Origin of the sequence: Paludisphaera mucosa (assembly GCF_029589435.1) — a bacterium.
In the GTDB taxonomy this organism is placed as follows: domain Bacteria; phylum Planctomycetota; class Planctomycetia; order Isosphaerales; family Isosphaeraceae; genus Paludisphaera; species Paludisphaera mucosa.
On sequence record NZ_JARRAG010000002.1, the window covers coordinates 1,196,454 to 1,220,073 of the forward strand.

15 protein-coding genes are annotated in these 23,620 nt (G+C 71.5%); 9 read left to right on the forward strand and 6 right to left on the reverse strand.

Annotation, left to right across the window (positions count from 1 at the left end; translation table 11 throughout):
* Window positions 1–2 precede the first annotated feature (2 nt).
* Window positions 3–698 (forward strand): endonuclease III domain-containing protein, encoded by a 696-nt coding sequence (locus PZE19_RS14365; protein ID WP_277861318.1) that lies wholly within the window; start codon window positions 3–5, stop codon window positions 696–698.
* A gap of 22 nt (window positions 699–720) precedes the next feature.
* On the opposite strand, the gene PZE19_RS14370 is transcribed toward PZE19_RS14365, so the two are convergent.
* Window positions 721–3,546 (reverse strand): patatin-like phospholipase domain-containing protein, encoded by a 2,826-nt coding sequence (locus PZE19_RS14370; protein WP_277861319.1) that lies wholly within the window; start codon window positions 3,544–3,546, stop codon window positions 721–723.
* A 274-nt stretch (window positions 3,547–3,820) separates the two neighbouring features.
* On the opposite strand from PZE19_RS14370, the gene PZE19_RS14375 reads away from it, so the two are divergent.
* Window positions 3,821–4,930: a tRNA adenylyltransferase gene (locus PZE19_RS14375; RefSeq protein ID WP_277861320.1), complete on the forward strand. Its 1,110-nt coding sequence runs from the start codon at window positions 3,821–3,823 to the stop codon at window positions 4,928–4,930.
* 12 nt (window positions 4,931–4,942) lie between these two features.
* On the opposite strand, the gene PZE19_RS14380 is transcribed toward PZE19_RS14375, so the two are convergent.
* Complete coding sequence (locus tag PZE19_RS14380; RefSeq protein ID WP_277861321.1) at window positions 4,943–6,049, reverse strand: tetratricopeptide repeat-containing glycosyltransferase; 1,107 nt, start codon at window positions 6,047–6,049, stop codon at window positions 4,943–4,945.
* 271 nt (window positions 6,050–6,320) lie between these two features.
* On the opposite strand from PZE19_RS14380, the gene PZE19_RS14385 reads away from it, so the two are divergent.
* Window positions 6,321–7,820, forward strand: coding sequence for a hypothetical protein (locus PZE19_RS14385; protein WP_277861322.1), 1,500 nt, complete (start codon window positions 6,321–6,323; stop codon window positions 7,818–7,820).
* Between the two features lie 147 nt (window positions 7,821–7,967).
* On the opposite strand, the gene PZE19_RS14390 is transcribed toward PZE19_RS14385, so the two are convergent.
* Window positions 7,968–8,192, reverse strand: a complete 225-nt coding sequence (locus PZE19_RS14390) for a hypothetical protein (RefSeq protein WP_277861323.1) — start codon at window positions 8,190–8,192, stop codon at window positions 7,968–7,970.
* Window positions 8,167–8,784: an RNA polymerase sigma factor gene (locus PZE19_RS14395; protein WP_277861324.1), complete on the reverse strand. Its 618-nt coding sequence runs from the start codon at window positions 8,782–8,784 to the stop codon at window positions 8,167–8,169. Before PZE19_RS14395 ends, PZE19_RS14390 begins: the two co-directional genes overlap by 26 nt.
* Before the next feature lie 284 nt (window positions 8,785–9,068).
* Here PZE19_RS14395 and PZE19_RS14400 point away from each other — a divergent pair, with 284 nt between their 5' ends.
* Genes PZE19_RS14400 through PZE19_RS14410 form a run of 3 tightly spaced genes read left to right on the forward strand, consistent with a single transcriptional unit; the run spans window position 9,069 to window position 13,480 of the window.
* Window positions 9,069–9,545: a flavin reductase family protein gene (locus tag PZE19_RS14400; RefSeq protein ID WP_277861325.1), complete on the forward strand. Its 477-nt coding sequence runs from the start codon at window positions 9,069–9,071 to the stop codon at window positions 9,543–9,545.
* 1 nt (window position 9,546) lies between these two features.
* Window positions 9,547–11,016 carry an MFS transporter gene (locus tag PZE19_RS14405; RefSeq protein ID WP_277861326.1) on the forward strand — a complete coding sequence of 490 codons (1,470 nt, stop codon included), beginning with the start codon at window positions 9,547–9,549 and terminating at the stop codon, window positions 11,014–11,016.
* A gap of 16 nt (window positions 11,017–11,032) precedes the next feature.
* A complete protein-coding gene (locus PZE19_RS14410; RefSeq protein WP_277861327.1) occupies window positions 11,033–13,480 on the forward strand; it encodes a carboxylesterase family protein in 2,448 nt (815 codons plus the stop codon).
* A 35-nt stretch (window positions 13,481–13,515) separates the two neighbouring features.
* Here PZE19_RS14410 and PZE19_RS14415 read toward each other — a convergent pair whose 3' ends face one another.
* The gene (locus PZE19_RS14415) at window positions 13,516–16,476 is read right to left on the reverse strand and encodes a M61 family metallopeptidase (RefSeq protein ID WP_277861328.1); all 2,961 of its coding nucleotides are present in this window, start codon (window positions 16,474–16,476) and stop codon (window positions 13,516–13,518) included.
* A 228-nt stretch (window positions 16,477–16,704) separates the two neighbouring features.
* On the opposite strand from PZE19_RS14415, the gene PZE19_RS14420 reads away from it, so the two are divergent.
* The 3 genes from PZE19_RS14420 (at window position 16,705) to PZE19_RS14430 (ending at window position 21,617) form a co-directional block, all read left to right on the forward strand.
* Window positions 16,705–18,939: a M48 family metallopeptidase gene (locus PZE19_RS14420; protein WP_277861329.1), complete on the forward strand. Its 2,235-nt coding sequence runs from the start codon at window positions 16,705–16,707 to the stop codon at window positions 18,937–18,939.
* A gap of 57 nt (window positions 18,940–18,996) precedes the next feature.
* Complete coding sequence (locus PZE19_RS14425; RefSeq protein WP_277861330.1) at window positions 18,997–20,022, forward strand: Gfo/Idh/MocA family protein; 1,026 nt, start codon at window positions 18,997–18,999, stop codon at window positions 20,020–20,022.
* 287 nt (window positions 20,023–20,309) lie between these two features.
* Window positions 20,310–21,617, forward strand: a complete 1,308-nt coding sequence (locus tag PZE19_RS14430) for an MFS transporter (RefSeq protein WP_277861331.1) — start codon at window positions 20,310–20,312, stop codon at window positions 21,615–21,617.
* Between the two features lie 38 nt (window positions 21,618–21,655).
* Here PZE19_RS14430 and PZE19_RS14435 read toward each other — a convergent pair whose 3' ends face one another.
* Window positions 21,656–23,599, reverse strand: coding sequence for an ABC transporter ATP-binding protein (locus tag PZE19_RS14435; RefSeq protein WP_277861332.1), 1,944 nt, complete (start codon window positions 23,597–23,599; stop codon window positions 21,656–21,658).
* Window positions 23,600–23,620: the final 21 nt, after the last annotated feature.

Sequence of the window (23,620 nt, forward strand, 5' to 3'; positions counted from 1 at the left end):
CGATGCCCGCACGCCGCCAGGCCGCACCCCCGGCGGGCGCCGAGCCCTGGGACGCCGACGAGGCCTTCCGGCGGCTGCGCGAGGCGGTGCGCGGGCGTCCCAAGGCGGCGGTCTTCGACCTCCGCGATCGCGGGTTCGGCAGCCCGTTCGAGGTCCTCGTCGCCAGCCTGATCTCCGCCCGGACCCGCGACGAGACGACCCTCGCGGTCGGCTTGCGGCTCTTCCCGGTCGCGGCGACGCCGGCGGCGATGGTCGAGCTGGGCGAGGCCCGGCTGGCCGAGCTGATCCGGCCGGCGACCTTCCCCGAGCCCAAGGCTCGCGACGTCGTCGAGCTGTCGCGGCGGATCCTCGACGGCCACGGCGGCGAGGTCCCGGCGACGATGGAGGGGCTGACGGCCTTCCGCGGGGTCGGGCCCAAGATCGCCGCCCTGACGCTGGCCGCGGCCTTCGGCGTCCCGATCGTGCCGGTCGACGTCCACGTCCACCGCATCGCCAACCGCTGGGGGCTGGTCGCGACCCGCACCCCCGAGCAGACGATGAGGGCCCTGGAGGCCGCCCTCCCCGAGCGCTACTGGATCGAGACCAACGAGTTGCTGGTCCCGTTCGGCAAGTTCGTCTGCACGGGCGTCTCGCCCCGGTGCTCGACCTGCCCGCTGCTGGCGATGTGCCGCCGGGTCGGCGTGACCCAGAGCCGCTGAGGGGGCCCCGGCCGGCCGGCCGTCAGTCGGGCGCGACGGCCCCGCCGCGGGACCGCCACCAGTCCTTGAGGCGTTTCAGGCGCAGGTGGTTGCGCTCGCGGCCGGTCTGGCTGGCGGCGTCGAAGCCGTCCATGTTGCGCTCGATCTGGCGGTACTCGACCGGGTCGATGTACCAGTTCAGGGTCTCGACGTTCTGCGAGGCCTGGCCGACCTGGATGGTGTCGCAGGTGAAGACGACGGTCCGGAAGAAGGCGTCGTCGCCGGTCTCGCGCTTGAAGAGGGCGTGGAGGACCTCCAGGTTCTCGTCGTTGCGGAAGAACATCGACGACTCGCGCGCCATGGCGACCCCCTGGGCCGGGATGGCGAGCGAGGCGGCCCCGTCGTGGAGCAGGGTGAGGACGTGGGGGATCAGGCCGACGCCCCAGGCGACCCAGTCGTAGAGCGGGACGCCGCCGGCCTCGACCTCGGCCTGGGGCTTGGACGGCGCGTAGACTTCCTGGTCGAGGATCTTCAGCCGCTTCTCGTTGCGGAAGGCGCGGACCTGGACGACCAGCACGCCGGAGGCGTTGCGGCGGAGCCAGTCGCGGTGGCTGTTGATCCAGGCCGAGGCCAGGTTCACGCCGTAGTTGTCGTAATAGCCGGCGTCGACTACGTGCCGCGCCGGGAAGGTCGGCAGGGCGACGACCGAGGTGATGAACGGGAAGGTCGCGCTCATCCGCACGGCCGAGGCCAGCCGCAGGTGGTCGAGCGCCTGGTGCTCGGCGAAGAGCTTGGAGAACTCCATCGACGAGAAGGAGCTGAGGGCCGGGTACTCCAGGTCGTAGTCGTCGACGTCCTTCGCGGTCTTGAGGCGGCCGTCCTTGTTCTTGGGCTTCCCTTCCAGGTAGCGCCTCATCAGCTCGTCGCGGCTCTCGTCGAGCAGGACGCCGTTGAGGTGGACGGTCAGGTCGGCCATGGGCAGGTTGCCGATCAGGATGCGGCGGCCGTCCTCGACGAGCATGGGCGAGAAGACGATCGAGGGGATCGCCCCGGCCCGCTCCTTCTCGGCGAGGTCGCCGAAGGTCTTGCCCAGCTCGGGGGCGTACTCGCGCCAGACGTCCTCCAGCTTGTCGCCCCGGTTGTACACCGCGAACGGCGTGAGGGCGTTGGGGAGGAAGTCGCGGAAGGCGATCTGCCAGGCGATGGGGCCGAGGAAGTCGGGCTGCCGCCCCCCCTCCTGCAGGACGTGGTCGCCGGCCTTCTCGGCGTGCAGGGCGACGTAGCGCGCCGCGCCGAGCATGCCGCCGGAGGCCCCGGTGATCAGGCGGGCGTGGCGGTGGAAGCCGGGGAAGGCCTCGTCGAGCTTGCGGAGGACCGTCTGGGTCCAGACCCCGGCGCGGAGGGCCCCGCCGCTGGTCGTCACCACCACCACGATCGGCTTGCCCGCGCCGGCCGGGCCCGAGCCCGATCCCGACCCCCCCCAGCGCATGCCGGCCTGCCAGCGGTCCAGGAGCTTCTGGCGGGCCTCGAAGTCGGCGCGGCCCTCGGTGAGCTTGCGCTCCTTCTGGAACGCCGCCAGGTCGACGACCCGGGCGTAGGTCTGGGGCTTGGCCTCGCTGAGGCTCAGGTGGTAGCGGTACTGCTCCAGGGGCGTCGGGTAGAGGTCGGGGCCTCCCGGCGACCCGCCGGCCAGGTCGCGGACCAGCACGTCGTAGTCGAGCATGCCCGAGGCCGCCACCAGGCCCAGGATCGCCGCCGCGGCGATCGCCCGCGACTTCCAGTGCTGCCGCATCCCCAGCCAGACCAGGAACGTCGCCAGCACGCCCAGCAGGATGCAGAGCGAGAAGGCGGGCGGGAACAGCCGCTGCGTGGCCGCCGGGAAGACCCAGGCCACAAGGTACAGGATCCCGACGATGATCAGCATGTTCTTGGCGTTGCCCTGCGGGTCGAGCCGGTCGTTGTCCAGCCGCCAGAGCTGGCCGAAGTCCAGGCGCCGGTGCAGGACCTGCCGCCTCAGCTCGTTGAGCCGGGTCGGGATCCGGGTCGCGACCACCACGAGGGCCGTCGCCACGGCCGCCGCCACGCCCAGGATCCATCCCCTCGCCACCACCGTCTGCAGGGCCCCCGAGCGCATCGAGGGGAGCACCGCGGGCAGGGCCAGCATCGTCACGATCGGCTGGGCCGCGAAGAACACGAACCAGCCCATCTGCACGCTGGCCGTCGGGCTCTCGGGGACCAGCCGGTCGAGCGCGGGGGGCAGGAAGGCCCGAAGCGCGTGATCCAGCCGGCCCCAGGCCCGATGCTCGGGATCCTCGCGATGCGCCTCGTAGTCGCTGACGAACAGCAGGTAGAGCATCCAGAACATGAACAGCGTCACGCCCAGGCCGGCCATGAACTGGTCGCCCCGCTCGGGGCTCCAGAAGAGGCCGGGCATCCCCATGCTGGAGAGCCCGCCGTAGATCATCCAGAGCACGAACACGACGGTGAGGAGCAGCAGATAGTTCGCCAGGCCGGTGTGGACCGCCCGCCAGAGGATCGGGTACAGCCGCCACGTCGAGACGGCCGTCAGCCCCAGGACGACGACCAGGATCGTCCACTGCGAGTCGAGGAAGATGCGCGCGACCGTCGGCAGGTTCGAGTCGGCCGCCGACGCCCCCCCCCGCGCGACCGACATCAGCTTCTGCGCGTCGACCGAGGGCTTCGGGGGCCCTCCCTGGTCGACCTTGACGCCGTCCGAGGCGAACGACAGGACGAAGCCCAGATACCAGGGCGCGACGGCCATCACGACCCAGGCGAAGGCCGCCATCCGGAAGCCCCAGCCGTCCCCGCGCCACGGGCGCCCTCCGGTCGTCTCTGCGGCGTCCGCCATGATCACGTCATCCTTCATCGATCCCGCGGCGTCGGCGTCCCTGCCGAGTTCCTCACGAATGGTCACTCACAATGCGGCAGCCCGCCGGGGAAATCAAGGTCGATCGCGGGCCGGCAGCCCTTCGGCCCATCGGCTTGACGCCGGGAGAGGCCGCTGGTAGGTTCGAGCGAGGACGTTTCCACCCGTTCGAGCCGCCCGCCGCCCCCATCTCGGGCCGCGCGGCGTCTCAGCCCGGCGTCGCCTTGATGGGCCTGAATCGACGCACCTTCCCCCCATGGCCGACGAACGCATCCGGCGGCAGATCGCCTTCCTCGCCGCCCAGCTGATGTACCGAAGGACCGAGTCCGAGTACTTCACCGCCAAGCGCAAGGCCGCCAAGCAGCTCGGGGTCGAGTACCGGTTCCGGCCCGGCGACCTCCCCTCCAACGCCGAGATCCGCGACCAGATCCAGGCCATGGCCCGGATGCACGAGGGGCCGAAGCGGCTCGACAAGCTCCGCGCCATGCGGCTGGAGGCGCTCCGCATGATGCGCAAGCTCGCGCGGTTCCGGCCCCGGCTGATCGGCAGCGTCTGGACCGGCCACGTCCGCGAGGGGTCGGACATCGACCTGCACGTCTTCTGCGACTCGCAGGCGCTCGTGACCGACGCGCTCGACGAGCACGGCCTGGCCTACGAGGTGCAGCACAAGCGGATCGTCAAGTACGGCGAGGAGCGCGTCTTCACGCACATCCACGTCGACGACCGCTTCCCGTTCGAGCTGACGCTCTACCCCGAGGACAAGGTCCACTACGTCTTCAAGAGCTCCATCACCGGCAAGCCCATCGAACGGGCCTCGATCGCCGCGCTGGAGGCGTTCCTGAAGGCCGAGGACCCCGAGATCGACCTGGACTTCGAGGTCGAGCGCGTCGAGGACCACGTCGACCGCTTCGAGCTGTACCGCCTGCTGCTGCGGCCGCTCGAAGCGGTGAAGCAGAACCCCAAGCACCACCCCGAGGGCGACGCGCTCTACCACAGCCTGCAGGTCTTCGAGCTGGCCCGCGACGAGCGCGGGTACGACGAGGAGTTCCTCCTCGCCGCGCTGCTGCACGACGTCGGCAAGGCGATCGACCCGTCGAACCACGTCGGCGCGGGCCTGCAAGCCCTGGAAGGGACGATCACCCCGCGGACCGAGACCCTGATCGCCCTGCACATGGACGCCCTGGCCTACCGCCAGGGGACCCTCGGAGCCCGCGCCCGATCGCGGCTGGAGCAGTCCGAGGAGTTCGAGGACCTGATGCTCCTCCGCGAGCTGGACTCGCGCGGCCGCCGGCCCGGCGCGATCGTCTGCGAGCTGGACGAGGCCCTGGCCTTCATCCGGGACCTCGCCGAGGAGGACGAGGCGTGACCGCAGTCCGCCTCACGCCCGGCCGGCGGCCAGCTTCTCGACGCTGAGCCGTCGGTTGGTCGCGACCTGCCGGGCGAGGTCGGGCGGCATGGTCCCGCGCGCCAGCAGCCGGTCGGCGACGGCGATCGCCTCGTCGTGGCCGCCGGTGTAGTAGAGCGACACGCCGTATTCCAGCTCCAGCAGGTAGTCGTACACGGTCCGCCAGACGAAGAGCCGCTGAGGGTCGGGCCGCGGCGCGTCGAGGGCGAAGCGGAAGAACATCCGCGCCGTGTGGAACTCGCGGGCGGCCTGGTAGTGCATCCCGACCTGGTAGAGCGGCTCGGCGCGGTCGGGCGAGTGCTCGAAGGCGGTCAGGTAGGCCGCCATCACCTCGGGCCAGGGGTCGCCCCGGCGTTCCTTCAGGACGCCGATCTGGAAGAGCGAGTACCAGACCTCCTCGGCCCACCCGCCCAGCGCCAGCCGGCGCTGGTAGTTCCGGACGGCGAGGTCGACGTCGCCGGCGTCGCGGTAGCTCTGGGCGAGGTAGAAGACGTAGCGGGCGTCGTCGGGCTCGTCGAGCAGGGCCTTCTCCAGCAGGAGGGCGTCGCGGCGGTAGGTCAACGGGTCGTGGGCCCGCGCGCCGTCGTGGCTGACGATCGTGCGGAGGCCGGGCAGGTGCGCCTCGGTCCGCGCGGTCGGGCAGGTCAGGTACTCGTGGAGCACGCCCCGATACTTCCACGGCAGGGCGCTGCGGACGAGCTGCTTGCGGTGGTAGCAGGTCGAGCCGTAGTGGACCGTCATGTTGTACGAGTCGGCCGCGAGGCTCGGCCGGGCGAAGCCGTCGTCGATCGCCAGGGTCTCGTCGGCGTCGATGGTGAAGGTGTACGCGCCGCGGTCGCGGGCGGCGGCGAGCACCTCGTTGCGATTGTGGGCGAAGTCGACCCACGGCCGCTGGAGGAGCGTCCCCGGCAGGTCGCCGAGCGCCTCGCGGATCAGGTCCTGGGTGCCGTCGCTCGAGCCGGTGTCGGCGATCACCCACGAGTCGATGAAGGGGCGGACCGACTCCAGGCAGCGGCGGATCACCGGGGCCTCGTCCTTCACGATCATGCCGAGGCAGACGGTCAAATCCTGGGCGTTCATCGTCCTCTCCGGTCGTTGCTTCGGGCCCGCCCGCGGCGCGTCCCGCCCGTGCGGCGACGGGCCGCTCGGACGCCCGATTGGGAGCATACGACGTCCCCGCCCGGGGATGAACCGGCCGCGGAGAATTCTCGCCGAGGGGCGGGCAATCATGAAAATCCGATCATGTTCGCTTCCGACATCATGACTCGCAAGAAGACGTTCTAGGGTTCTCGGCAGTTGATCCCACCCCGAGGAGAGGGGCCGCACGACTGCACCTTTCAGGATTGCCACCATGAAGAAGCGACGCAGCCTCAAGTATCGCGCGAATTTCCAGGGCGTTCTGGAACAGCGCATGGTCCTGAACGCCTCGAATCCGCTGGTCGAGTCGGGACTGCTCGCGGCCGAGGTCCGGCCGTGGGCGGTGCGGCGTGTCCAGATCCAGGGCCTGCTGAGCGACTCGGCGCAGCCTGGCGTCTCGATGGCCGCCCTGAGCGCGTCCCCGGGTTCGACGGCCACCCCGGTCGTCGCGTTCCGGGGCCGGATCACGGGCGTGGCCGACGGCCAGGTCACGCTGACGTTCCGGGTCTACGACCGCAGCCGGACCAACGTCCTCTTCGAAGAGACGCAGGCGGTGATGGTCAGCCGCCGGACGTTCAACGTCTCGCTCGGCGCCGTCACGCCGGGCGGCGTCCCGTCCAGCGTCTACGCCAGCGGCGCGGCCCGATTCGTGAGCTACACCCGCGAAGGCTCCTCGCGGATCAGCGGCACCGGTCGACTCCAACCGGTCGGCCTGACGTACGTGAACCTCCCCGGCGCGACCGGCGCGACGGGGGCCACCGGCGCGACGGGAGCCACCGGGCCCAACGGGGCGAACGGCCTGAACGGCTCCAGCGGGCTTAACGGCGCGACGGGGGCCACCGGGGCCATGGGAGCCACCGGGGCCACGGGCGCCACCGGCGCGACGGGTGCCACCGGGAGTCCGGGCGACCCGGGAGCCACCGGAGCCACGGGAGCCACCGGAATCGGCATCGGAGCGACCGGAGCCACGGGCGCGACTGGTGCGACCGGAGCCACGGGCGACATCGGCGGCCTGGGCGCCACCGGAGCCACGGGCGCCACCGGAGCCACGGGCGCGACCGGGGACGTCGGGGCGACGGGAGCCACGGGCGCGACGGGAGCCACGGGGGCCACCGGGGACTTCGGAGCCACGGGGTCGACTGGCGCGACGGGGGCCACCGGAGCCACAGGTGCCACCGGGGCCACCGGTGCCACGGGCGACCAGGGTGCGACGGGGGCTACCGGCGCGACGGGCGCCACCGGGGCCACCGGCTCGACGGGCGCCACCGGAACTCAGGGTGATCCGGGTGCCACGGGCGCCACCGGTGCCGTCGGCGAGACGATCTCGGACGTCGTGTTCCAGTCGACCGGCACCCTCGCAACCGCCGTCGTCCTCGGCGGGACCTTGCTCGACTCCTCCGTGATGACCCAGACGCTCACGATCACGAGCACCTTCGACCAGATCGTCATCATGGGCGACGTCATGCTCACCTCCGCCTTGCCGAGCCTCACGGTCGGCGTGTCGGTGAATACGGCCGTGACGGCGGACACCTCGGGGCCCGTCAAGCTCCTGGCCTCGACCTCGGCCACGATGATCTCCGTCAACGGGGTGGTCACCGGGCTCGCGCCGGGGGACTACTACGTCGGCATCTACTTCTCCGGGATGCTTGGGATGGCGTCGACCAGCGGCAGCCTGCTGACGGCCTTCGTGATCCCCGGCGTGGCGACGCCCTGATCGCGAGGAGGCCGCCGACGGCCCCGCGCGAAGGCGGCGGGGCTCTTGGCGGACCGTCGCGGACGTCGTGCAAAATGGGACGGACGGCGCGACCGGGAAGTCGCGTCGCCCGCTCTATCGTCGATTGCGCGATTCGATCGGCCGGGCTCAGTCGGCCCGGGGCGAGGCCCGCCAGGCGAGGACCGTCGAGGGGATCCAGCGCTCGGGCGCGACGCTGAAGCGGAGGCAGCCGATCTCGACCTTCAGGCGGCGCACGGTCGTCCGGCAGGAGAGGCAGCCGTCGACGTGCGACCGCAGGGGCGGGGAGGCGACCTCTCCGGCCGCGATGGCCAGCAGGTCGCTCTTCTCAGGACATGCGATCGTTCGGCTCATGCTTAAGGTCCTCGTCATAGCGGTGACAGACCTTCTTGACCGCCTGGAGGACCCGCCAGGAATTGACGTAGACGACGTTCGTCGTCACGTCGAGCGCCCTGGCGACCTCGGCGCCGGGGAGCCCCTTGATCACGGACAGCTCGAAGCAGCTCCAGACCCGCGGCGACGAGCGCCGGCGCACCTTCTCGAAGGCGAATTGCAGCACCCGAGTGTGGTGGCTGCGCTCGAACTCCTCGCGCTGGCGATCTTCTTCGTCCGAGGCCGCGTTCAGCACCTCCTTGACCCAGCCGTCGATCGCCTGCTTCTGGGTCAGGCACCGACGCGCCTGGTCGATGAGCGTGTTGCGGGCCACCGTGAACAGCCAGGTCCGGAACCGGGTCCGCTCGCGGTCGTAGGTGTGGATCTTCTTGAGCAGCTTCAGGAAGACGTCCTGGATCAGGTCCGAGGCGTCGCTCTCCTTGAGCCCCTGCTTGCGGAAGTAGCCCAGGAGCATGGGCTTGTAGATCGCGTAGAAGTCTCGCCAGCGGTCGGCGTCACGGTCGAGGATCCCGTCGATGATCGAGAACCTCGTCAGGTCGTGAGTGCTGGGCATGATGTGAGTCCGGCTGTGACAGGGGAATGGTCCGATGGATTCCGTAGGCACGGCGTCTCTGACAGCCGACAAGATACCACGAATCATTGAGTGTAACGCAAGCGAATCCCTGAACGGTGTTCATGACTCGCCCGTCCGTTCCGTCGCCTCCCGAGCCGTCCAACCCCACGAATACGCGGCCCGATCGCCGTCCTTACGCCCCGGCGTCGGATTTCGGCGATTTTCGTGTAGAATGGGCGGCCGACGGCGGCGGGTCCGGGATTCACGGCGGTGCGGGAGGGGCCATGGCGATCGATTCGTTGATCCAGCGCAAGGTGATGGGACGGTTCGCGACCGGCGTGACGGTGGTCACCACCGGCGGCTCGATGGGGATGCACGGCCTGACGGCCAACGCCGTGACGTCGCTCTCGCTCGACCCCCCCCTGCTCCTGGTCGCCGTCGACAAGCGGTCGCAGACGCTGGAGTTCCTCAAGGCCAACCGCTGCTTCGCCGTCAACATCCTCCGGCACGATCAGGAGGAGGTCTCCCAGCGGTTCGCCCGGCCCGGCCCGAAGGACTTCCTCGGCCTCGACCTGACCACCGACGCGACCGAGGCCCCGATCATCGCCGGCTGCCTCGCCTACGCCGACTGCCGCCTGTACGACGTCCTCCCCGGCGGCGACCACGAGATCTTCGTGGGCGAGGTCGTCGGCGGCGCAGTGTACGACGGCGGCGACCCCCTCCTCTATTTCGCCGGCGGCTACCGCCGGTTGGCCGACTGACATGGACCCGTCGGCCCCCTCCGCAGCGCCCGAAAATCCGCCCTCCCGCGGCCTCGTCCTGGGCCTCGCGCCGGCCCACCTGTGGATCCTGCTCGCCGCCGCCCTGGGCTGGCTGTTCGACGCCATGGATCAGCGGCTGTTCATCCTGGCGCGCACCCCCGCTCTCCGCGACCTGTCGCCGGGCGTCGACCCCGCGAGCCTGCCGACGCTCGCCGGCTGGGCCACGGCCCTGTTCATCGCCGGCTGGGCGACCGGCGGCCTGGCCTTCGGCCTGGTCGGCGACCGCTGGGGCCGGGTGCGCACGATGGCGCTCACCATCCTGATGTATTCCGTGTTCACCGGCCTCTCCGGCCTGGCGCGATCGTGGCCCGAGTTCGCGGCCTATCGCTTCCTCTGCGGCATGGGGATCGGCGGCGAGTACGCGGCGGGCGTCGCCCTCGTGGCCGAGGCCATGCCGGCCCGCGCCCGCGCCTTCTGCCTCGGGCTGGTCCAGGCCGCCTCGTCGATCGGCGCGATCCTCGGGTCGGGCCTGAGCCTGCTCGTCGGGCCCCAGTCGCGGGTCGGCGGCTACGAGGGCTGGCGCGTGCTCTTCTTCTTCGGCGTGATCCCCAGCGTCCTGCTCGTCCTTTTGCGGTTCCGCGTCCCCGAGCCCGACCGCTGGATCCGCGCCCGCGACGAGGCCCGCCGCGACCCCCAGCCGGGTCGGAAGATGGGCGACGTCCGCGAGATCTTCTCCGATCCGAAGCTTCGTCGCCGCACGCTGATCGGCATGGCGCTCGGGATGGTCGGCCAGGTCGGCCTCTGGAGCATCGGCCTGTACACGCCCGAACTGGTGCGCGACACCCTCTTCCGCCAGCATCGCCGCGAGGTCCAGGCCGAGCTTAAGGCCGGCGGCCGCGACGCCCTTGCGATCGAGGCGATCGGCAACCAGGACGACCTCGCCCGCGCGTGGGCCGCGCGCACCGGGACCGACGCCGCCCCGCGGCTCGCCGCGTGGAAGGCCGAGGCCGACGGCTACGTCGGCCGGGGGACGCTGCTGCAGGACGTCGGCTCGTTCTTCGGCGCGCCCTTCTGCACCTGGATCGCGATCCGCTTCGGCCGCCGCCGGGCCTTCGCGACGGCCTATGCGATGGCGATGGCGTCGGTCTGGCTCGTCTTCGGCGGGATGTCGCGGGGGCCCGACGTCTACTGGATGCTGCCGCTTTTGGGCTTCTGCACGTGCGGGATCTTCGGCGTGATCGTCGTCTACCTGCCCGAGCTGTACCCGACCCGGCTGCGGACGACCGGCATGGGCTTCTGCTACAACATGGCCCGCTACCTCACCGCCACCGGCCCGATCCTGCTGGGGCGGCTGGCGCTCGGCGTCGGCGGCTACTCCCGCGCGGCGCTCTGCATGTCGCTGATCTACGTCCTCGGCCTGCTCGTCGTCCCCTTCGCCCCCGAGACCCGCGACCAGCCCCTGCCCGACTGACGGAGGAGATCCGCACATGTTCCGACGACGCCCGACGCTCCTCCTGATGACGCTGCTGCTGGCCGCCGCGGCCTCGGCCGCGGAGCCGATCGAGGTCCGCGAGGGCCTGGTCCTCCCCGGCGGGCGTCGCGGCCGTCGCGAGGCGATCCCCGCCGACCCGATCGTCGCGCGGATCGTCGCCGGGACGTGGACCCCGCCCCGGGCCGGCGAGGCCGCGGCCTTGGGCGACGACCGCGAGCGGAAGTGGGAGCCCGTCCAGGCGCAGGCCGACGGCTTCCCGACGCCCCCGGGCTCGTATCTCGCGATCGACGCCGTCTCGCCCGACGATCGCGTCGTGATCCTGGAGGCCTCCGGCCACGGCGCGGTCTACGTCGGCGACGAGCCGCACACGGGCGACCCCTACGCGACGGGCTACGTCCGCATCCCGATCAAGCTGCGAAAGGGCTCCAACCCGCTCCTCTTCCTGGGCGGCCGGGGCCGATCGATCCCGGTGAAGTTCACGCCTCCGAAAGCCGCCGCCCTCCTGAACACGGGCGACGCCACCACGCCCGACCTGCTCGATGGCGAGCCGCTGGAGGCCGACGCGGCGGTCGTCGTGCTGAACGCAACCGACGAGATTCGCGACGGCCTGGCCATCGTCAGCCGGGTCGACGGCGGCCCCGAGGTCCGCACGCCGGTCCCGCTCCTGCCCCCGTTCGCGACACGCAAGGTCCGGTTCGCGATCAAGGCCGAGCCGAGGTCCGGGACGACCGACCGGCCGCTGGTCGTCCAACTCGTGGAGGGCGAGACGACGCTCGACGAGGCGACGATCCCGCTGCGGTCCCGTCGTCCCGAACAGGATCGCAAGCGGACGTTCCTCAGCGCGATCGACGGGAGCATCCAGTATTACGGCCACGTCCCGGCCGCGGCCGATGCGGCGGGTGGGAGGCCCGGCCTGATCCTGACGCTCCACGGCGCCTCGGTCGAGGGGATCGGCCAGGCGGCGGCCTATCGCCCCAAGCCGGGGCTGCACGTCGTCGCGCCGACGAACCGCCGGCCTTACGGCTTCGATTGGGAGGATTGGGGCCGGAAAGACGCGATCGAGGTCCTCGAAACGACCTCGGAGTTGCTCGGCGTCGACCCCCGACGGACTTACCTGACGGGGCATTCGATGGGGGGCCACGGGACCTGGCACCTGGGCGTGACGTACCCCGACCGCTTCGCCGCGATCGCCCCCAGCGCGGGGTGGGTGAGCATGTTCAGCTACGCCGGCGCCACCCGGCCCGACGCCCCCGACCCGGTCGACGAGCTGATCGCCCGCGCGGCCAACCCCAGCGACACGCTGGGCCTCGTCCGCAACCTCGCCGGCCTGGGCGTCTACGTCCTCCACGGCGACGCCGACGACAACGTGCCCGTCGCGCAGGCCCGCACCATGCGCGAGCGACTGGCGGCCTTCCAGCCCGACTTCGCCTATTACGAGCGCCCAGGCGCGGGCCACTGGTGGGGGAACGAATGCGTCGACTGGCCCCCGCTGATCGCCTACTTGCGGGAGCATGAGCTGAAGCCCGTCGATCAGATCCGCCGCGTGGACTTCGTCACGATGAGCCCCGGCGTCTCGGCCCGTTCGGGCTGGGCGACGATCGAGGCCCAGGCGAAGGCGATGCGGCCGAGCGCGATCCACCTGGCGTTCGACCCCGAGAAACGCCGCCTCGAGGGGACGACGGAGAACGTCGCCCGGCTGACGCTCGGCGTCTCCGCCCCGCCGATCGACGTCGTCCTCGACGGCCAGACTCTGAGCGGCGTCGCGCGGGTCGACGCGCCCGGGGCCCCTCGGATCCTGCTCGCCCGTTCGAAGGAAGGGGCGTGGTCGACCCTGGCCGCCCCGGCGTCGCCGGCGCTCAAGGGTCCGAACCGCTCCGGGCCGTTCAAGGAGGCGTTCAACCGCCGCTTCGTGCTGGTCTACGGCACGACGGGGACGCCCGAGGAGAACGCCTTGTCGCTGGCCCGCGCCCGCTACGACGCGGAGGTGTTCTGGTACCGCGGCAACGGCTCGGTCGACGTCGTCGCCGACGTGGCGTTCCTGCACCCGCCGCTGGCCGACGCCTTCCGCGACCGCAGCGTCGTCCTCTACGGCCAGATCATGACCAACGCGGCCTGGCGTCCGCTCCTGGGCGAGGGCCCGGTCCAGGTCGACCGAGGCGTCGTGCGGGTCGGTGACCGCGAGGTGAAGGGCGACGACCTGGCCTGCCTCTTCATCCGGCCCCGGCCCGGCAGCGACGTCGCCTCGGTCGGCGTCGTCGCCGGCACCGGTGCCAGGGGGATGCGCCTGTCCGCGACGCTCCCCTACTTCGTCTCGGGCACCGGCTTCCCCGACCTCGCCATCGTCCGCGGCGGCGACGGGGCGCGACCCCCGCACGCCGTGGCGGCCGGGTACTTCGGAGAGGACTGGGGCGTCGACTCGGGCGAGTTCGCCTGGCGGGACTGACCCGCTCCGAGCCGCGTCCCGCGGTCGATCGCGGATCAGGGCTTGTGGGTAAGCCGCGAATCCTGGCGGACGGTCCAGGTCCGGGGCGGGTCGCCTTCGAGGGCGACGGCGGCCTCGTAGCCGTCGGCCGTGCGCGTCAGGACGACGGCGGGGAGGCCGGCGGGAGCGGCGGCGAGGTCGAGAATTTCGAGGCGGTCGGCCCAGGCGCCGTTGTTCCGCTTGTACGCGTTCTGGGCGTGGTAGATCTGCATGAGTCGCCGGCGGGCGGGCTCGGCCGGGTCGGGGCGGAAGGCCACGGTCGCGCCGCCGGGCTCGGTCCTGGAGAACTGGACGACGCCCCAGGTCTCGGGCCGGTGCATGTCGACGACGCCCTGGGGCGACCAGACCCAGTTGTCCTCGGGCGTCTTGGGGACCTTCTTGTACCGGCCGTCGACGATCTCGTGGAGCCACTCCACGCGCGAGAAGTCCACGCGCCACTGGTCGCCGTCGGCCGGGGGCGCGGGGCGGTCGGCGTGCTCGGCGAGGACCTTCCACGGGAAGGCCAACTCGACGGTCCAGGACTGGTCGGCGTCGGACGGGTCGTTGATCGTCCCCTGCACGGCCACGCCCTTCTTGAGGCCGGGGATCTCCCAGGCGTTGAGGGCCGGGCCGCCGTCGCGGTAGGGCTTGGGGAGGTGCAGGTCCCACTCGGTGTTGAGGGCGTTGATCTCGATCTCGTAATACGCGTGGTTGTCGCCGTCGGGGTCGATGAAGACCTCGAAGTCGTTGTCCTGGAAGATCACCGCGTCGTGCTCGGTGATCGTCCCCCAGACGTGGGGCTCGTCGAGCTTGGCGGCGACGTAGAAATACTCGTCGTCCCAGAGCATCTTGGCCCGGGTCTCGAACCGGGGGCGGGGCTTGCGGTCGCCCTCGATGTCGACGAACGCGTCGGTCCAGGGGGCGGCCTGCCAGGCGGCCTCGTCGAGCTTGCCGTCGACGTCGATCGGCCGAGGCGCGCGGTGGGCGACGTAGCCCTTGGGAAGCTCGGCGGCGGCGGCCTTCGGGGCGTCCTTGGGCGACTCGCCGGGCCTGGCCTCGCCGCTCTTGTCGCGGGGCTTGAGGATCTCGCCGAGGACGTCGGGCTTCGAATCGATGCGGGCCAGCGTCAGGTTCTTGACGCCGTCGCGATAGGCGATCGCGAGCGGCCGCAGGCGGTCGCCGTCGGCGAGCAGCAGGTCGACCTTGCCGCGCTCGACGCTGGCGGTCAGGGCGTCGCGCAGGGCGTCGGCGCTGAAGAGGCGGTCGTTGATCGCGACGACCTTCTGGTCCTTCGCGAGCCCCGCCTTGTCGGCGAGCGAGCCGATGACGATCTCGGTGATGGAGCCGTCGTCGCCGAAGGCCAGGCCGAGGGAGTGCCTTGCCGCAGCCCCGCCGCCCCCGCCCCGCCGGCCCTTATACGTCGGCGGCGGTCCCGAGCCGAATTCGATGCGGTAGCCGAGCTTGGCCACGAAGTCGGTCGGCAGGGCGTCGAGCGGCTTCGACACGCGCTCCTCCAGGAACGACTTCCAGTCGTGCTCGGCGACGGCGTTCAGGGCCGCGACGACGTCCTCGAACGTGTACGGGTCGACCTTCTCGGGACGGGTCGGGCCGCCGAGGAACGCCTTGCAGAAGTCGTCCAGCGACTTCGCCCCGGCGGTCTTCTCGCGGATCATGGCGTCGATTTCCATCCAGAGCAAGGCCCCTTCCATGTAGTAGTCCTGGCCGCGCCGGAGGGCGTTCCAGTTCGGGCTCGGGGCGCGGAGGAAGGACGTCGCGGCGGCCGTGTCGTCGAGCGGACGCCAACGCCGGCCGGCCTGAAACATCAGCCCCTCGATCGTGTGGGCGAGCGTCTTCCTGTAGTCGTCGGGCTTGACCAGGCCCGAGCGGACCATCAGCACCTCGCCCAGGTATTCCGTCAGCCCTTCGTAGACCCAGAGCAGCCGCGTGGCCATGGGCTGGTGGTAGCTGGCCGTCGCCATGCCGGCCGGCCGGCGGTACTTGCCGCACCAGGAATGGGCGTACTCGTGGGGGATCAGGTTGGCGACCCAGCCCACCCGGCGGGCGTCGTCGACGAGGTCGCGCTCGCCGACGCCGTTGATGCTCGACGCCAGGTGCTCCAGGCCCAGGTAGCCCAGCTCGTCGCTCAGCGTGGTCATGAACTGGAACTCGTCGTAATGGCACGACCCGAACAGGGCGCCGGCCTCGCGGACCACCCGGCCGTACTTCGCGATCGTCTCGGGCGAGAGCTCGAGCGCCTCGGGCGATTCCGACGTGACGTGGAAGAACGCCGGCGGATACGGGCCGACGTCGAGCTTCGTGGTCTTGAAATGCTCGCCGCCGATCAGGGGCGAGTCGATCAGGTCGACGAGCGAGACGGGCTCGAAGCGGATCAGGCCGGCCTCGTTCGACTTCGCCTTCAGGGCCGTCGCGTGCTTCCAGCCCTCGGGGAGCCGCGCCGAGAGGGCGACGATCGTCTCGGCGGCCGTCGGCCCTTCCGGGTAGAGGATGCAGGTCGACCAGTTCACGACGCCGACCTGCTTGTTGCCGAAGGTCAGGTGGCCGCTGGCCTCGATCGTGGCCTCGTTGCAGATCGTGTCGAGCGCGACGCGCAGCTTCGCCGCCCCCTCGGGGGCCTTGCAGACGATCCGGTACAGCTCCAGGTCGTCGCGCCGCCAGGGGACGACCGCGCCCTCGGGCGTGGTGATGCGGAGCCCGGCGACGGCCTCGTTGGCCCCGCAGGGCTCGTGCGTGCCGGGGATCCACTTGGGATGCCACAGGGCCAGCTCCGCCCCGGGCTTGCAGGGGACGTCGATCGTGGTATGGACGAGCCGCTTGGGGAGGTCGCGGAGGTCGACCTCGACGGTCATCGTCGGCTCGCCGGCCCGCGCCGCCGCGACGAGGGCCAGGCCGACCGCCGCCAGCCACGCCGCCGTCCGCCGCCGAAGCCCGGCCCGAGAAAGATGCTCGATCGAAAACATGAACGAAACCCCAGGTGACCATTCGAGGCCCCGCGCCCGAGCGCGCGGAGACGCCCCATCGTAGAGGAAATCGCGGCGGAATGAGAGCCGAGTCCGGCCGGGTCGCGCGGCCTCCGGGTTTTCGATTGGCCCCGTGGCGCACCGCCGAGTAATCTGTCCGTCCGGGGTTTCGCCGCCGGCCCGGACGCCCGGCGCGGCCCCGGGCATCCGCTCAGGAAGGGGCGTCGTATGGATGAGTTCGCGCGCGAGCCGGCGGAGGTCGGCGATCCGGAGCACGATGAGGAGGTCTTCGGGATCGAGCCCGACCCCGTCCCGTTCACGCCCGAGCAGGTGCGCGCGGCGTTCCGCGGGGCGATCCCGCCCAAGCGGCTGCCGGCCTCGTACCGGCTCTGGACGCTGGTCGTGGCCTGCGTGATGGTGACGCTGCCGCTCATCTACCTGGCGATCGTGGGCTTCGCGGTCTATGCGATGTACTGGCACGCGACCCGCAACCACGTGGTTTTCCAGTCCGTCCGCGGCAAGGCGGCCGCGGTGGCGTACTTCGGGCCGCTGGTCGTTCTGGGGACGGTCGTCCTCTTCCTGGCGAAGCCCCTGTTCGCGAAGCGGGCCGAGCGAGGCCGCCGGCGGTCGATCGGCCGCGACGAGGAGCCGGCCCTGTTCGCGCTGGTGGACGGCGTCTGCAAGGCGGTCGGCGCCCCGCTGCCGGTGCGGATCGACGTCGACTGCGAGGTGAACGCGGCGGCGGGGGCCGAGCGCGGCCTGATCTCGCTGCTGCGGAGGCGGCTGGTCCTGAGGATCGGCCTGCCCCTGGTCGCGGTCTTCGAGGCCGACCAGTTCGCCGGGGTGCTGGCCCACGAGTTCGGCCACTTCGCGCAGTCCGCGGGGATGAGCCTGAGTCGCGTCATCCGGTCGGTCAACGCCTGGTTCGCCCGGGTGGTCTACGCCCGCGACGAATGGGACGAGGCCCTCGTCGAATGGTCGAAGTCGGGCAACCTCTACACGATCATCCTGGGGAACCTCGCCCGATCCCTGGTGTGGGCGACGCGGGGGATCCTGCGCGGCCTGATGTACGTGGGCCACGCGGTGAGCTGCACGATGTTGAGGCATATGGAGTTCGACGCCGACCGCTGCGAGGCGCTCCTGACGGGCTCGGCGACCTTGGCCTCAAGGAGGAGGCGGGTCCGGGTCGCCCTGATGGCGCAGGGCGGGGCGATGAGCGACGTTTCGGAGAGCTGGCGGGCGGGCCGGCTGCCGGACGACCTGCCCCGGCTCATCGAGGCCAACCTCCCCCAGATCTCGGACGCCGCGATCCGCTCGCTCGAGGATTCGCTCGCCGCCGAGAAGACCGGGGTCTTCGACACCCACCCCGCCGACAGGGACCGGATCGCGGCCGCGCTGCGGATCGACGCGACGGGCGTCTTCCACCTGGAAGGGCCGGCGACGGCCTTCTTCCGCGACTTCGAAGCCCTCTCGCGCGCGGCGACGGCCCACCACTACCGGGGCCTGCTGGGCGAGGGGTTCGAGCCCGAGCGGCTCCAGCCGTACCGGGAGGTCGTGCGCGGGGTGGAGGACTTGCAGGCGGATTACAAGTCCTTCCAGCGGGTCTGTCCGGCCTCGCCGCTCTTCCACCGGCCGATCCCGCTCCCGGCCGAGCCGCCGTCCGTCGCGGAGGAGACGGACGCGGCGCGCGAGGAGCTGGAGCGGCTGCGCGGCGAGCAGGCGGCGGCCCGCGGCGAGCACGACGCGCTCGCCGCCGCGGAGCGGGAGGCCCTGGGGCTTCGGGTCTCGGCCCAGGCGGCGCAGGCGATGCTGGCCGCCGGCTTCCGATTCCGCCCGGCCGACTACGGGCTGACGAGCGTCACGGACGAGGCCGCCCGCTCGGCCCTCGACGCGATCGACCGGGGCGTCCGCGAGCGCTCGCCGGCCCTCGACGGGTATGACCAGCTCTGCGCGCGGAGGATGACCCTGGCCCTCGGCCTGCTCGACCGCGACGACGCGGCGATCGACGAGGCCGAGGCCGCCCGCGCCGAGGTCGGCGCCCTCTACCCGTTCGCGTCGGAACTGACGGCGCGCGCCTGGCCGGCCCTGTGCGCGATGCTCCAGGCGCGGGGCGTGCTGAGGTCGATCCTCGGGAGCTTCGAGGGGAACGAGCGGGACGACGCCCTGCGCCGGGCCATCCTCGCCGCGGCCGAGGACCTGCACTCGCGCCTCGGCGGGCTGAACGCCGCGATCGGCGACGACCTGACGTATCCGTTCGAGGCGTCCCGGCCGGGGATCTCGACGGCCGACCACGTCCTCCCCGTGGTGCCGGACGAGAACGACGTCGGCGGCCTCTTGCAGGCGGCCGAGCAGGCGGGCGAGCGGCTCCATCGCACGTACATCCGGGCCCTGAGCCGGCTGTCGGCGATCGTCGAGCGCGTCGAGGCGCGTCTCGGCCTGCCGCCGCTGGCCATGGACGAATGATCCGGGCATAATCACGCCTGCGGATGATTTCGTCTCGCTCGGCCCAAAGGAAGCATCATGAACGTTCGGATCGCCACGCCGGCCGCCCTGTCCTTGTTCCTCCTCGCGACCGCGTGCGTCGCGCAGGAGGCCGCGCCGGCGGAGAAGCCGTTGCGGGCCGGGCTCATCGGGCTCGACACCTCGCACGCGGTCGCCTTCACCAAGCTCTTGAACGACCCCAAGTCGCCCCCCGAGGTGGCCGGCGTCCGCGTCGTCGCGGCGTTCCCCGGCGGCAGCCCGGACGTCCCGTCCAGCCGCGACCGCGTCCCCGAGTACACCAAGGCCCTCAAGGAGACCTACGGCGTCGAGATCGTCGACTCGATCGACGCCCTGCTGGAGAAGGTCGACGTCGTCCTGCTGGAGAGCGTCGACGGCCGCCCCCACCTGGAGCAGGCGAAGCCCGTCTTCAAGGCCCGCAAGCCGGTGTTCATCGACAAGCCGGTCGCCGGCAGCGTGGCCGACGCGATCGCGATCTTCGCCCTGGCCAAGGAGACGGGCACGCCGGTCTTCTCCAGCTCGGCCCTGCGGTTCTCGCCCGGGATCGCCGCGATGCGCGCGGGCAAGCTCGGCGCGGTGGCCGGCTGCGACGCCTACAGCCCCTGCGAGCTGGAGGAGCACCACCCGGACCTGTTCTGGTACGGCGTCCACGGCGTCGAGACCCTCTTCACGATCATGGGGACCGGCTGCGAAGCCGTCTCGCGGACGACGACGCCCGGCTCCGACGTGGCCGTCGGCGTCTGGAAGGGCGGCCGGATCGGCACCTTCCGCGGCATCCGCGACGGCGCGCCGCACGACTTCGGCGCGACGGTCTTCGGCGCCAAGGGGATCGGCCAGAGCGGCGGCTACGTCGGCTACCAGCCCCTGGTCGGCGAGATCGTCAAGTTCTTCAAGACCGGCCAGGCCCCCGTGAGCCCCGAGGAGACGCTCGAGATCTTCGCCTTCATGGAGGCCGCCGACGAGAGCAAGCGCCAGGAAGGCCGCCCCGTGACCATCCCCAGCGTCCTCGCCAAGGCCCAGGCCGAGGTCGCCTCGCGCGGCAAGTGACGCGCGTCGCCTCATCATCCAGCCCTTCCCCCGTCGCGGGGGAAGGCGGCCCGTAGGGCCGGATGAGGGGGAGACGAGCAGGGAGGCCGGTGGAGTTTGTGTTTACCCTGATCGACTCGCTTTCGACGTCCTCTCCCGCCTTGACGGTATCCCTCATCCGGCCTTCGGCCACCTTCTCCCACAAGGGGAGAAGGACGGTTCGCGACGGCCCTCGGTCCGCATCACCCCTCTGCTCCTCAATCCTCTCTTGATACCGATCCAAGCTCGTCGATGGAGCCTCTGAACTGATGACGGAACCTTCCGAGTCACCGACGCGCGTCCGGTTCGGCGTTCTGGCGTTCCTGGCGGCGATGACGTTCGTGCTGTACCTGGACCGGGTCTGCATCGGCCAGGCGGCGCCGAGGATTCAGGAGGAGCTGGGGATCTCGGACACGCGGATGGGCTGGGTGTTCTCGGCGTTCAGCCTGTCGTACGTGTTGTTCGAGATCCCGACGGGTCGGTGGGGGGACCGCTACGGGTCGCGCGGGGTGCTCACGCGGATCGTGGTCTGGTGGTCGATCTTCACGGCCCTGACGGGGGCGGCGGGGGGGCTCGTCGGCCTGCTGGCGATCCGCTTCCTGTTCGGGGCGGGCGAGGCCGGGGCCCTGCCGAACTCGGCGCGGGTGCTGCGGGTCTGGTTCTCGGACGCCAGCCGGGGGCGGGCGCAGGGGCTGATCACGACGGCCATGATGCTGGGCGGGACGCTGGCGCCGGTGGTCAGCCAGCGGCTCATCGACGGCCTCGGCTGGCGGGCGACGTTCTGGGCGTTCGGCCTGGTGGGGCTGGCCTGGGCCGCGGCCTTCTACGTCTGGTTCCGCGACGACCCCGACTCGCACCCGGGTGTGAACGGGGCCGAACGCCGGTTGATCGCCGACGGCCGAGGCGGCGAGGACGTCTCGCGGACCCACTCGCCCATCCCCTGGCCGCTGGTCTTCCGCTCGGCCGATATCTGGCTGCTGGGCGGGGCGATGATCACGATGGCGGCGATCTACAACCTCCTGATCGCCTGGTACCCCAAGTACCTGCAGGCGGCGCGGGGGGCCTCGGCGGGCGACTCGGCGAACCTCGCCAGCCTGGTCCTGGGCGCGGGGGCCGTCGGCTGCCTGTTCGGGGGCTGGCTGACCGACCGGCTGACCAACGGCCGCGTCGGCCGGCGCTGGGGCCGGACGCTCCAGTGCGTCCTCGGCGCGGCGCTCGCCGCCGGGGCCCTGGCGGCGAGCCTGTCGGTCGACTCGCCGGGGCTCTCGGCCGCGTTCGTCGCCCTGGCCTGCTTCGGCGTCCAGATCCAGGTCCCCGCCTGGTGGGCCGCCGCAACCCAGGTCAGCGGCCGGCACGTCGGGGCCCTGTTCGGGCTCATGAACATGATCGGCAACGTGGGCGGGATCGTCTCGCCGTCGTTCCTCGGCTGGTTCGTCGACGCGATGAAGGCGGCCGGCCGCACGGGCCGCGACCAGTGGGATCCGGGATTCTGGATCTACGTCGGCGTGGCGCTCGTCGGGATGGTCCTTTGGGCCCTGGTCGACCCGCGACGGGTCGTGGGCGAGGCCGTCGCCTGACGGCCCCCCCTCGCCTTCTCCCGGGGGGCGAAGGAGGGTCACTCGCCGCCGAGGCTTTGCAGCTCGACCATGTCGCGGTAGGGGCCGGCGGCGGCCATCAGGTCCTCGTGGGCGCCGGCCTCGACGACGACGCCGTCTTCGAGGACGAGGATGCGGTCGGCGTTCTTGATGGTGCTCAGGCGGTGGGCGATCACGAACGAGGTCCGGCCCTTCAGGAGCCGGCCCAGGCTCTGCTGGATCAGCCGCTCGCTCTCGCTGTCGAGGTTGCTGGTGGCCTCGTCGAGGATGAAGATGCGGGGGTCGGCCAGGATCGCCCGCGCGATCGCCAGCCGCTGGCGCTGGCCGCCGCTCAGGCGCACCCCGCGCTCGCCGATGACGGTCTCGTAGCCCTCGGGCAGGCGCTCGATGAACTCGGCGGCGTTGGCGGCCTCGGCGGCCTCGAGGATCTTGGCGCGGGTGGCGGAGCGGTCGCCATAGCTGATGTTCTCGGCGATGGTGCCGTCGAACAGGAAGACGTCCTGCTCGACCACGCCCAGGAGCCGGCGGTAGCTCTCGACGTCGTACTCCGGCAGGGGGACGCCGTCGAGCCGGACCGCGCCGAGCGTCGGGTCGTAGAACCGCGCGACCAGGTTGCAGAGCGTCGTCTTGCCCGACCCGCTGCGGCCCACCAGCGCGATCGTCTCGCCCGGCTCGATCTCCAGGTCCACGTCGCGGATGACCATGCGGTCGGATCCGGGGTAGGCGAACGAGACGTCCTCCAGGGTGATGCGGCCCTCGACCCGGCCCTTCTCGACCCGTCGCACGCCGGGCCGGTCGGCCATCTCGCGGGGCTCGGCCAGCAGGTCGAGCACGCGGTCGAAGCCCGAGAGGTTGTTCTGGAACTGGGTCACGCTCGTCGCCAGGACGGCCATCGGCTCCAGCAGCATCGTCAGGTAGACCAGGAACATCATCATGTCGCCCAGCGAGAGCCGGCCCGACAGGACCTGCGAGCCGCCGTAGTACAGCAGCGCCACCGAGGCCAGCGGCACCAGCAGTTCCCAGATCAGCTCGACGACCCGCGAGACCCACCAGACGAACAACTCCAGGCGGGCCATCAGGTGGTTCTCGATCATGAACCGCGTCGACTCGCTCTTCTGGCGGCCGAAGGCGCGGACGACCCGCATGCCGCCGAAGACCTCGGTCGCCTCGGCGTCGATCTGCTGGCGCTTCTTGCGGACCTCGCGGTAGATCGGCCGGATGCGGCGGTTCCAGAAGCGGTCCGAGACGTAGAGCAAGGGCAGCAGCACGACCGCGCCGGCCAGCAGCCGCCAGTCGACCCAGGCCAGCACGAGCAGGCCGCCGGCGAACTGGACGACGGCCCGCCAGGGGTTGTAGATCATGCTGAAGAGCAACTCGCCGACGCCGCCGGCGTCCTCGCGGAGCAGGCTCGACGCGCCGCCCGACTTCAGCGCGTAGACCCGGTGCAGCGGCAGCCGCATGGCGTGGTCGTAGACCTTGCGGCGGACGTCGATCTGGACCCGCTTGGTCGTCCGCGTCGCGATCCAGCGGCTCCAGAGGCCGACCAGGGTCGCCAGCACCGTCACGCAGGCGACCACCCCGACCAGAAGCTGCAGCCGATGGGTGGGCGATTCGGGGATCGCGACCGGCGACCACCTCGCGACGGAGTCGGGGATCGGCCGGCCCAGCAGGACGTAGTCGATCGCGGCCTTGGTGGCGGCCGGGGGGACCAGCCTCAGCACCGTGGCGAGCGACAGGGTGGCCAACGCCAGCGCGATCGTCGCGCGGCGGCCGTACAGCAGCCGGTACAGCTCGCGGTACAGCTCGGGGAGCGAGCGGTGCCGCAGGGCCGGGTGGTTGCGGTTCCGGTCGTCGAGCGGGGCCTCCTCGGGCTTGCGCCTCAGGGCCTCGCGCTGGGATCGGATGAACGACCGGAATCCCCGACGGCTGCCGGGCCAGTGGTGGTGGGAGGAGTTCGAGGGCATCCTGATCCTTATCGCGGCGCC

What these genes read in the sequence shown, in the direction of transcription:
- PZE19_RS14365 (WP_277861318.1), top strand. Translation starts at nt 3, where the DNA reads ATGCCCGCACGCCGCCAGGCCGCACCCCCGGCGGGCGCCGAGCCCTGG.
- PZE19_RS14370 (WP_277861319.1), bottom strand. Translation starts at nt 3,546, where the DNA reads ATGGCGGACGCCGCAGAGACGACCGGAGGGCGCCCGTGGCGCGGGGAC.
- PZE19_RS14375 (WP_277861320.1), top strand. Translation starts at nt 3,821, where the DNA reads ATGGCCGACGAACGCATCCGGCGGCAGATCGCCTTCCTCGCCGCCCAG.
- PZE19_RS14380 (WP_277861321.1), bottom strand. Translation starts at nt 6,049, where the DNA reads ATGAACGCCCAGGATTTGACCGTCTGCCTCGGCATGATCGTGAAGGAC.
- PZE19_RS14385 (WP_277861322.1), top strand. Translation starts at nt 6,321, where the DNA reads ATGAAGAAGCGACGCAGCCTCAAGTATCGCGCGAATTTCCAGGGCGTT.
- PZE19_RS14390 (WP_277861323.1), bottom strand. Translation starts at nt 8,192, where the DNA reads ATGAGCCGAACGATCGCATGTCCTGAGAAGAGCGACCTGCTGGCCATC.
- PZE19_RS14395 (WP_277861324.1), bottom strand. Translation starts at nt 8,784, where the DNA reads ATGCCCAGCACTCACGACCTGACGAGGTTCTCGATCATCGACGGGATC.
- PZE19_RS14400 (WP_277861325.1), top strand. Translation starts at nt 9,069, where the DNA reads ATGGCGATCGATTCGTTGATCCAGCGCAAGGTGATGGGACGGTTCGCG.
- PZE19_RS14405 (WP_277861326.1), top strand. Translation starts at nt 9,547, where the DNA reads ATGGACCCGTCGGCCCCCTCCGCAGCGCCCGAAAATCCGCCCTCCCGC.
- PZE19_RS14410 (WP_277861327.1), top strand. Translation starts at nt 11,033, where the DNA reads ATGTTCCGACGACGCCCGACGCTCCTCCTGATGACGCTGCTGCTGGCC.
- PZE19_RS14415 (WP_277861328.1), bottom strand. Translation starts at nt 16,476, where the DNA reads ATGTTTTCGATCGAGCATCTTTCTCGGGCCGGGCTTCGGCGGCGGACG.
- PZE19_RS14420 (WP_277861329.1), top strand. Translation starts at nt 16,705, where the DNA reads ATGGATGAGTTCGCGCGCGAGCCGGCGGAGGTCGGCGATCCGGAGCAC.
- PZE19_RS14425 (WP_277861330.1), top strand. Translation starts at nt 18,997, where the DNA reads ATGAACGTTCGGATCGCCACGCCGGCCGCCCTGTCCTTGTTCCTCCTC.
- PZE19_RS14430 (WP_277861331.1), top strand. Translation starts at nt 20,310, where the DNA reads ATGACGGAACCTTCCGAGTCACCGACGCGCGTCCGGTTCGGCGTTCTG.
- PZE19_RS14435 (WP_277861332.1), bottom strand. Translation starts at nt 23,599, where the DNA reads ATGCCCTCGAACTCCTCCCACCACCACTGGCCCGGCAGCCGTCGGGGA.